Raw genomic sequence first — 10310 nt, 5'->3', positions numbered from 1 at the left:
TCGTCCTGAGCCAGGATCAAACTCTCCATTAAAGACCAACCGAAGTTGGTTTATAGAAAGAGCGATAAGCTCATTTTTAATGCTAGCGATTCTTCTTTATAAAAGAAGAAATCTTTATTTCATCATCCATTTGTTCAGTTTTCAAAGAACTTGTCTGTTCTCGTTTGTTCAACGAGCCAGGAATTAGATCATATCATGTTAGTTGCTTTCTTGTCAAATCTTTTCTTCGATTATCTTTTCAGCAACCTCGCTTCAAGAAATGATACTCTCAAAGCAACGTCTAATAATATATCATGCCTAAAGTTATTTAGCAAGCATTTATTTATATCTATTTTATTTCCTACTATACAACAGATAATAAGGCAGCCACCCCGCCCCAGAGCGGAATGACTGCACTCATTGCAAAACTATTATTCTTGTTCCAGCAGTCTGATAAATTCATCCTCATCTTCTATGGTGTCAATTCCGAGCTGCTGGGCCTTAGCCAGCTTACTCCCAGCCTTTTCACCAGCTATGACTAGATCCGTCTTTTTCGATACAGACCCCGCAACTTTGGCTCCCAGCGCCTCCAGCTTGGATGCAGCTTCGTCACGCGTAAGCTGATGCAAGGTACCTGTAAGCACGACCGTTTTGCCACTGAAAAAGCTGTCTGTCTTCTTCTCCTGCGGAGCTTCTGGGGCCTGAGCTTTCACCCCTAGAGACAGCATCTTTTCAATTCCCGCCTGAGTAAATGGATCTGCAAAGAAAGCAACAATGCTTTCGGCTACAATCCCGCCCACATCCGGTAGTTCTATCAGTTCTTCCACCGTAGCGGACATCGTCTTGTGCAAATCACGGTAGTGTTCAGCCAACATGCGTGTTGTTGCTTTACCGGTATTCGGTATACCTAGAGCATAAAGGAAAGAAGCCAAATCTCTCTCTTTACTCTTTTCTAGTGCCGCCAAGAGGTTACTGGCCTTTTTCTCACCAAACCGCTCCAGCTTCACAAGATCATCATATTGGAGTGTATACAGATCGGCAGGCTCGCGCACTTCCAGTTCGTCATGCAGCTGTATGGCCGTTTTGTCACTGAATGTCTCAATATCCATAGCATCACGTGAAGCAAAATGGGAAATACGAGCTACAATTTGTGGTTTACAACCCAGCTTATTGTCGCAAAATAAATGGGCACCTCGCTGCTGCAACGGAAACCCGCAGGCTGGACAATGATCTGGTACGACAATTTCCTCTCCGTCGTGCTCAGATGTTACCTTTCCTAATATCTCCGGAATGACATCGTTTGAGCGACGGATAAACACACGTGCACCCAAAGCAAACTTCAGGTTTTTGCGCTCGATGTCACCAGCATTGTTCAGTGTGCAATTTTGTACAGTGACTCCCGCCAGTTCTACCGGCTCTACCCTTGCGAGTGGGGTGATTTTACCCGTTCGTCCTACATTCCACTCAACCGAGTTAAGCACCGTAGTTGTTTCCTCGGCTTCGAACTTATAGGCCACCGCCCAGCGCGGGAATTTATCGGTATACCCGAGAGCCTCACGTGTGCGCATATCTGTAATTTTCAATACTGCCCCATCAATGAGGTAATCCAATCCGGCACGAGATTCTTCAATCTCAATCAGTTGCTCCATTACATCTTCAAAATTATCAAAGTAAGTCAAGTAAGGGTTTACCTTAAAATGATTTTCACGCAGGAAAGTCATCATTTCCTGGTGGCTATTAAACTGGATCCGGTCTGCATAACCCACATTGTAGAAAAATGCATTCAATCGCCGTTCTGCTGTCACTTTGGGATTCAAGTTACGCAAAGCGCCAGCTGCGGCGTTGCGTGCGTTTTTAAGAGGGTCTGCGGCAGTCTCATTATATTTGGACAGTACAGAGAGATTCATTATCCCTTCTCCCTGAACTTCAATAGTTCCATTTCGAAAAGGAATTGTAAGTGGCACGGATTTAATTGTTTTTACCTGCGCCAATATCCCCTCACCCACCACACCATTACCGCGGGTAGAAGCCTGTACCAGCTGTCCATCAGTATACGTCAGGTTAAGCGTTAGACCATCAAATTTAAGTTCTATCGCATAACCTGGAGATGGCAAAGGTTGCTCTGGGTTCTTGGTATTGTAATCATTGACCAGCTTCACGACACGCGCGTTCCATGCACGCAGCTGTTCCATATTCTGAGCTTTATCAAGGCTCCATAATGGGGCAAGGTGGCGATGCGGTGTGAACCCTTTGAGTAACTCCCCGCCCACACGCTGTGTCGGCGAATCCGGCAGCACAAGACCGCTCGTCTGTTCAAGCGCTACCAGCTCGTCATAAAGCACATCATATTCTTTGTCGCTGATCTTGGGTTCATCCAGTGTGTAGTAATGATAGTTATATGTGTTCAGTTCAGCAACAAGCTGCTCCATCCTGTGCATTGGGTTCATGCAGGCGTATCCCTCCGGGAACTTCATCAGGGCAGAGGTCCTAAGCCAAGCTGCCACTCATGAGGTTCGAGATTTAATGATGTTTGAGATTTATTCTACTTTTGTAATCGGTGCAAAGCCAGCTAACAGTCGTTTAACCCCTACTGGAGCTGGGAAAGCAATTTGAAGCTCCATATCATTGCCCGTCCCTTTTACAGCGACAATGGTTCCAATCCCCCATTTGCCATGCTGTACCTTGTCTCCAGCAGCAAAAATGGAGGGGCCTCCTGCCGAAGCAGCCGGAGTTGCTTTCGCGGATGAAGATGTCGTTACTGTTACTCGGGGTGACGCCGAAGCGGACGAACCACTGCGGCTCATCGTATCAAACGAGCGTTCTCCACCAAAGTTGCTGCCACTACCTTTATTCAGTCCGCGCCCACCATAAGATCCGCCTACATTGCCTGAACGGCGGTAGCGGTCACGTTTGATGATCGTATCCTCTTTTAACTCGTCCGGAATCTCTTCGAGAAAACGGGAAGGCGGGTTAGCTGTGGTGCGGCCAAACAAAGTGCGCATCTGTGCGCATGTAAGGAACAGTTGCTCCTCTGCACGGGTAATTCCGACATACGCCAATCTGCGCTCTTCCTCCAGCTCTTCGTTATCCAGAAAGGCACGACTATGAGGGAATACTCCCTCCTCCATACCGACAATAAATACGATGGGAAACTCCAATCCTTTGGCGCTATGCATGGTCATCAATACAACCGCATCGCTTTGCTCTTCTTCATCGTCATTCATGGAATCAATATCGGCAATCAGCGCAAGGTCGGTCAGGAAGGAGACGAGTGACTTGTCTTCCGCTCCTTTTTCAAATTCCATGGTTACCGACAGGAACTCATCAATATTCTCCAAACGTGAGCGCGACTCGAGTGTATTCTCGTTTTGCAGCTCCAATCGATATTGGGTGGTTTCCAGCATTTTTTCTGTTAACTCGGTAACCGACAGGTAGTCTACCATCCGACTTAAACCTTCGATCATATCGTAAAACTCTACCAACGCATTGCGCGTACGTCCTGCAAAGCCCAAATCGTCTACAACTTGAAGAACACGGAAAATTGAAACTCCACGTTCTGCTGCAGCTGCCTGCAATTTGCCGACGGTTGTGTCTCCGATGCTTCGTTTTGGCACATTAATGATTCGGATCAAGCTGATGTCGTCGTCAGGATTGGAGAGCAGGCGAAGATACGCCAGCAAATCCTTAATTTCCTTCCGATCATAGAACTTGATACCGCCCACGATCTGGTAAGGAATATCCGATTTAATCAAAATTTCCTCCACAACCCGAGACTGAGCATTCGTACGATACAAAATGGCATGATGGCTATAGGTTTTGCCCGCATTAATATTCTTATGAATTTCGGAGGCGATAAAGTAGCCCTCATCATGCTCAGAGTCAGCACGATAAACTTTAATCTTGGCTCCGCCTTCTTTGTCAGTCCATAGTTTTTTCGGCTTGCGGCCTGTATTTTGACCAATAACTTCGTTGGCAGCATTGAGAATATTTGAGGTGGACCGGTAGTTCTGCTCCAGCAAAATGGTGCGCGCTTCCGGGTAGTCCTCTTCAAAATTCAAAATGTTGCTAATATCCGCCCCCCGCCACCGATAGATGGATTGGTCACTGTCACCTACTACGCAAATCCGGTGATGCTTGTCGGCCAGCATTTTGCACAGCATGTACTGCGCACGGTTCGTATCCTGATATTCATCAACATGAATGTATTGAAATTTTTTCTGATAGAAATCCAGTACCTCAGGTACTTCTTTAAAGAGCTGAATCGTTGCCATGATCAAATCATCAAAATCAAGAGAGTTGTTATTTTTGAGTCGTTGTTGGTACTTGGTATATACCTTCGCCACAATCCCCTCAAAATAGTCGCCAATCTTGCGTTCATACATTTCGGGAGTGACCAGTTCATTTTTAGCCGTACTCATCATAGACTGAACCGCTTTGGGTTCAAACTTTTTGGTGTCTATATTCAGATCCTTCATGCAGCTCCGAATGACAGACAATTGATCCGTAGAATCCAAAATGCTGAAATTCGAGGTGAATCCAATCCGCTCGATATCCCGACGTAAAATACGCACACACATCGAGTGGAAGGTGGATACCCATACATCTCTTCCCTGTGGGCCAATCAGCTTGGATACGCGATCCTGCATCTCACGCGCGGCCTTGTTCGTAAAGGTAATCGCCAAAATGCCCCATGGAGCCGTCTTGCGGGTCGCGATGAGGTAGGCTATTCGGTGCGTGAGCACCCGTGTTTTACCACTGCCTGCGCCAGCCATAATCAGCAGCGGACCATCTACCGCCTCCACAGCCTGACGCTGAGGCGGATTAAGGCGAGCTACCGCCTCGTGTATATCTATTGATTGCATGCGTGCATGCTCCTTTCCCTGAGCTTCCATAAATTCACGTTCTATACTTCCAATTTCACAGCTACCGTCTCCAGCGCTTTCGCCAAGTCACGATAAATGATGTTCCCTACTACAATGGTGTCACAAACGGCAGCCGCTTGTAACGCGGTAGATTTATCCACGATACCTCCCCCGTATAGGACACGAGAGCGCTCCGTACTGCGATGTATTTTCTGCACCAGCTCCATATCCCCAAAAGCACCGCTATATTCCACATATACAATCGGTAGATGCATGAGCTTGTCAGCAATCTGTGCATATGAGGCGGCTGATGTAGCACCCAGCGAAGTATCTGCTCCGGTAAGCTTAGCGACCGTAGAATCACCGTTCAAAACAATATATCCTTCCGCCACAAGCAAATCCCACGGGATCATATAACCAAACTGTTCAATCGCACGTTGGTGCTGCCCTAGAATCCAATTACTGTCAGTAGTATTCAGTACCATAGGAATCATATATAGATCAAACCCTGGCACTACAGCCTCCAGATCGGACACCTCAAGCACGCACGGCACCTCATAACGCCGAACCCTCGACAGCAAATCCACCGTATTTTCATAGGTAATACCTGAGGAACCTCCTACCATAATCGCATCCGTACCAGACATACACACGGCGTCAAGCGCACCATCATCCAGTTCCTTGTCAGGATCAAGCTTAAACACATGCCTCCATGATTGAATTGAATCTGCCAACACACATTCCTCCAGCATTCATTGCTTTTGTCATGATCCAGGCGAGCCGAATTCCAATATCCAAAAGCGTTCTATGCTAAGTCTATGATAGTGCTTAAAAGGTGTCAATGTTCGTATCAAATGGGAACACCCCGTTCAGACAACTCATGGTCGTAACGCATACAACCAACTGCGTTCACTAAGTTCTTTTTCCGTTAAACTATCTGTATAGAAACCTCGTACACCCATCTGTTCATACTCAGCCGCATCCTTCAACTCATTAATGGTATTTACGTAGCACACTGCCCCTGCCTGACGCAAACTTTCCACTAAAGCACCACTCACCCGATTCTCTGGTAAAGTTACTGCCGTTATATCATTTTGTTGTACAAATCGAATGATCTGGTCGTCCTTATCTTCTGTGGCATAGAGCGTATAAATAACGGATGGATAGGGATAAATACTCCGTAACGTTCGCAACATTTCTTCATTATAAATTTGAGGAACAATACGGGACAAAAGCTCGGGGTTTTTCTCCTGTGCCTGACGGGTCAGTTGCGCAAACAACTGTTTGATTTGGACAGGGTCCTGTTCTTTCGTATCGGTCACAATATAAGCATCCGGGTATGTTTCCAATAAATCCAATACATCCTTCCAATCTACTGGGGTATAGGAACCGTGTATGGGAGTGTTCTTAAATTGATGATAGCTCCAAGGTTTTCCGCCCTGTTCCGTAGCAACTGCATGTTCCTGTTGCATTTGCTCTGTAAAAGATTCTGTCCATTCATGGCGCGCCACCAATTGTCCATCCGATGTAAACATCAGGTCGACCTCGAATACGCGGCTGCCTTTTTTATAATTTTCCACAAACGCTTCACGCGCATTAGTATAGGCCAAACCATCAACGGCTCCCATGGCATGCGAAATCACACGGTGCGTGGTAAAGCCAGTATGTTCTTCTGTGGATTTTCCTTTGTATGCCAGTAAAAATGTGCCGATTAACATTAAAAGAATAACCGAAACAATCAATCGTTTCATGGGGTGTCACATCCTTTTCGTACAGGTCAATACCCCACATACGCATGCTCAAAACAACTGCCAGACGCAAAAGCACCCTCCGGCTAAACCGAAGGGTGCTTCTGTATTAATACGCGTTCTTGAAACCGTTGCGAATCGTGCGGAAAATAATTTTAATATCAAATAAGAGCGACCAGTTCTCAATATAGAAGATGTCATGCTTAATCCGTTCCTCAATAGATGTATCTCCACGCAAGCCGTTGCTCTGTGCCCAGCCTGTGATTCCAGGACGAACATGATGCTTCACCATGTATTTTGGAATTTCCTCACGGAACTGATCCACATAATAGGGTCGTTCTGGGCGTGGACCAACGACACTCATATCACCCAGCAGAACGTTGAAAAATTGAGGCAGCTCGTCGAGACTCGTTTTACGAATAAAAGTACCAAAACGTGTGCGTCTTGGGTCATTAGCAGTCGTCCAGCCCGTATCTTCAGTTCCAGGAGGCAGCACCTTCATCGAACGAAATTTGTACATTCGGAAGGTGCGACGATTCAAGCCCACCCGCTCTTGCTTAAAAATGATGGGCCCTCTGGATGTGATCATTACACCAATCGCCACTGCCAGCATGATCGGAGACGTCAGAAGAATCGCGAATAAAGAGAATAAAATATCGAATAGACGCTTAAACAATCGATTCCCCGCCACATCCAGTGGAATATCCCGTACATTAATCATCGGCATACCTGCAAAGTTATCAAAGTACGGACGAGCCGGCAAATAATCAAAAAAGTCAGGGATTATAAGCGTGCGCACTCCAGCCTTTTCACACATGTTTATAATCTTGGGGTACTTATCATGGGCATCCAGCGGAAGCGCCAGAATGACCTCGTCAATCATCAGACGCGACAGCGTAGCCTCCAATTGATCTAAGCCTCCAAGAATCGGGCGGAAATGCGCCGCTTCCTCTTCACTCCAATGCCGCTTATCATCCAGAAAACCCACGACCTCGTATCCTAGATCAGGATACTGTCCAAGATTATGATAAAATCGTTGGCCTAGAGTACCCGCCCCGAGAATAAGCATGAACTGCTTGTTGTACCCTTTTTGACGGAGAGCTTTAAGAACTTGCTTCAAAAAGAACCGGTAAAACAAAATAAGCAGCACATTCCCAACCATATAGATCGCCAGATAGGACCGCGAAATGTCGATTTGCTTCACGAAGAACATCACACTCAACAGCACGAACAGGCCAACAATATGAATTTGGGTGACGCGGAATACATCATCTGCAAATCGTTTTTTGCGTTTGGGCGAATAGAGCGAGAATAACATCCCCAGCACTACGGCAATCAGGCCGTAGATTAAGCTCCAGCCTCCATATACTTGAATAGGAAGCGGTTCTTTATAGGTGATCCATTCACTTTCAAATTTGAAAAACCAAGCGATCAGAAAGGACAACTGAATGACCGCGAAATCCGCCACAATATATAATTGGGTTAAAAAACGCTGATTTCTGCGTATCATGCTTTCACCTCAGTACGAGATTGTTCCCCGCTGTCCGGCTTGACCGGTGCAGACAACTTATTTTTTAGAAAGGCCATTCCAAACTTCACCGAAATTCCCGCATATACAGCCATATTGGTGATCCAACTGTATTGCTGTTTATAATGCTTACGATGAAATACCCACATAGCTCTATGAAACTCATAAATAATTTTCAAAGGACGACGGCGAGCGCTGCCCCCTTTGATATGAATAATATATGTGCGCGGGTAGTAGTAAATGCCCCACCCGGCTTGCTTAATCCGGTAACACCAATCAATATCCTCACCATACATAAAAAAGGTTTCGTCCAACCCCCCGACCTGGTCAATCGTCTCCCGGCGCACCAGCATAAAAGCACCTACCAGTACATCTACAGGATACTCATCGTCCGGGCTTAGATGCCCAAGCTGATATTGATTGTACTTCGGGTTATCCGGGTAGCGCTTCGACCAGCCGAAAGCGTAGTAAAAAGAAGCTGACGGCGTTGGAAAGCCACGCTTACAAGCCTTATCTAGCGAGCCATCTGGCAAGATGACCTTACAGCCCGATGCTCCCATCTCAGGATGCGTATCCATAAACTGAATCATTGTATCCAGCGTGTCCGGTTGCACCAACGTATCGGAGTTCAATAACAATACATAACGCCCGCTGGCTACTTCCATCCCCTGGTTGTTCGCCTTGGCAAAACCTGTATTATTCTTATTGGCTATCAACGTAATCTCCGGGTATGCAGCACGAATAGCCTCAACAGATCCGTCACTAGAGTGATTATCAATCACAATCACTTCATATCGGTACTGCGACTTTGACGCATACACCGATTGCAAACAATCCAGCGTCAATTGACACGTATTATAGTTGACGACCAGTATGCTTACATCCATATTTAAAACGCTCCTGACAAATTCAGTAATCTATTCTACTATCGCCTATTATAGCATACCGCGCAGACCACAGGGCGCAAAAAAGCACATAACTTGTAGCCTTACATAGTTAGCAGAATTTCAAAAAATTCGATTCCAGTCGCTCCAAAGTGCAAATATAGACAAACGAAACCATTTCGATCTATATATTGTTCATTGGAAGTCGTTTATTAGATTTTTGTAAAATCCTCGGTTGAGGTCTAAAATTCATCGTGGTAAGATATACATGGAAAAAGGGCTGGTGCCAGCCAGCCCCTGCGCAACCAACGCTCCAAGAGCGGACGGTTTTGGAACAATCAGGCCCGAAAATAGACCCTTCCTTGCGGGGGCGGTCTATTTTCGTTTGTTAAACTCTAACAGTGTGACGATTAACGCCCCGAACGTCAGCATTAAACTGAGCGCCTCAAACACTGTCACAGGCTTCACCCCCCTCCTCGGGAGAGTTAGCCGACCGCCCTTGGCAGCTCTATCGGTTGCACGTTTCAATTATACTATATTTTTCCATAAAGGAACACGCATTCGATGGTATTTTATCTAGTATTCATTTGCACCTTTGACTATTTGACGCTTATATATGGAAAAAAGTTTCAATATTTTTTCTTTCCATACCTCTATAACTTCCTCAATACAAAAACCAACTTATAAATCCAGTTGTCCAACCGTGACTGCCTGTAAAATGGAGACTGCCAAATATATTTCATACGAGAAAACACACCCTTTTGGTAGCTGTCCAGGAATTGATCCATATCTTTATACATTTGAGGAGACATGTCTTGTCCATAAAGCTGAATAAATTGCTGGGCTTGTTTGCTTAAAATATAGCGATTTTTTCCTTTTGCAAATCTACTTAGTCTTTTCCTCCACTTGCCAACCCACCCATCCGTAGAACCTCCCAGCACATTGTTTTGATGCTGCCGATACCAAATGTACGGATCGGGGTCAAAAACAACCTCACCAAAAGAGGAAGTGCATAAATAAATCCACCAGTCATGCATAATAATATTATCCAAAGAAGTTGGAATTCTCTTTTTCACGAGCTTGAGTGTTTCTTTATTGATCACCATGGTACAACCTACACATACATTCTCAATGAGAGCATTATAGAAGGATACAGGTCGTAGGATGTCAGCTGGCCATACTTTGAGTGGTTCCAATGTTTGAGAGACCATTTGAGTAGCAGAACAGTACATCAGCGGTCGGCTCCCATCCTGCTCCCTGAGATGAGCCACAGCCTGAGCAAGTTTATTCGGCATCCACACATCATCCT

The 10310-nt window shown here is 45.7% G+C and carries 8 protein-coding genes; all 8 read right to left on the bottom strand.

Features of this window, described 5'->3' with window-relative positions; translation table 11 throughout:
• Window positions 1–410: 410 nt before the first annotated feature.
• Entirely contained in the window at window positions 411–2426 is a 2016-nt protein-coding gene (ligA, locus tag ACL9RM_RS03230; RefSeq protein WP_250266763.1) for an NAD-dependent DNA ligase LigA, read from the bottom strand.
• A gap of 90 nt (window positions 2427–2516) precedes the next feature.
• Window positions 2517–4841 (bottom strand): DNA helicase PcrA, encoded by a 2325-nt coding sequence (pcrA, locus tag ACL9RM_RS03225; protein ID WP_023990577.1) that lies wholly within the window; start codon window positions 4839–4841, stop codon window positions 2517–2519.
• Window positions 4842–4882: 41 nt separating this feature from the next.
• Window positions 4883–5593: a heptaprenylglyceryl phosphate synthase gene (locus ACL9RM_RS03220; protein WP_250266764.1), complete on the bottom strand. Its 711-nt coding sequence runs from the start codon at window positions 5591–5593 to the stop codon at window positions 4883–4885.
• 126 nt (window positions 5594–5719) lie between these two features.
• Window positions 5720–6592, bottom strand: coding sequence for a phosphatidylinositol-specific phospholipase C/glycerophosphodiester phosphodiesterase family protein (locus tag ACL9RM_RS03215; RefSeq protein WP_250266765.1), 873 nt, complete (start codon window positions 6590–6592; stop codon window positions 5720–5722).
• A 106-nt stretch (window positions 6593–6698) separates the two neighbouring features.
• Complete coding sequence (locus ACL9RM_RS03210; protein WP_061831729.1) at window positions 6699–8099, bottom strand: undecaprenyl-phosphate glucose phosphotransferase; 1401 nt, start codon at window positions 8097–8099, stop codon at window positions 6699–6701.
• A complete protein-coding gene (locus ACL9RM_RS03205) occupies window positions 8096–9004 on the bottom strand; it encodes a glycosyltransferase family 2 protein (protein WP_250266766.1) in 909 nt (302 codons plus the stop codon). The genes ACL9RM_RS03210 and ACL9RM_RS03205 overlap by 4 nt, the downstream gene beginning before the upstream one ends.
• A 372-nt stretch (window positions 9005–9376) precedes the next feature.
• Window positions 9377–9454: a putative holin-like toxin gene (locus ACL9RM_RS03200; RefSeq protein WP_354005523.1), complete on the bottom strand. Its 78-nt coding sequence runs from the start codon at window positions 9452–9454 to the stop codon at window positions 9377–9379.
• A gap of 200 nt (window positions 9455–9654) precedes the next feature.
• Entirely contained in the window at window positions 9655–10296 is a 642-nt protein-coding gene (locus tag ACL9RM_RS03195; protein ID WP_250266767.1) for a glycosyltransferase family 2 protein, read from the bottom strand.
• Between the last annotated feature and the right edge of the window lie 14 nt (window positions 10297–10310).

The organism is Paenibacillus sp. S29, assembly GCF_049319765.1.
GTDB lineage: Bacteria > Bacillota > Bacilli > Paenibacillales > Paenibacillaceae > Paenibacillus > Paenibacillus polymyxa_B.
The sequence above is the reverse complement of the archived record's forward strand: the minus strand, read 5'-3'. Positions and strand labels throughout refer to the sequence as shown.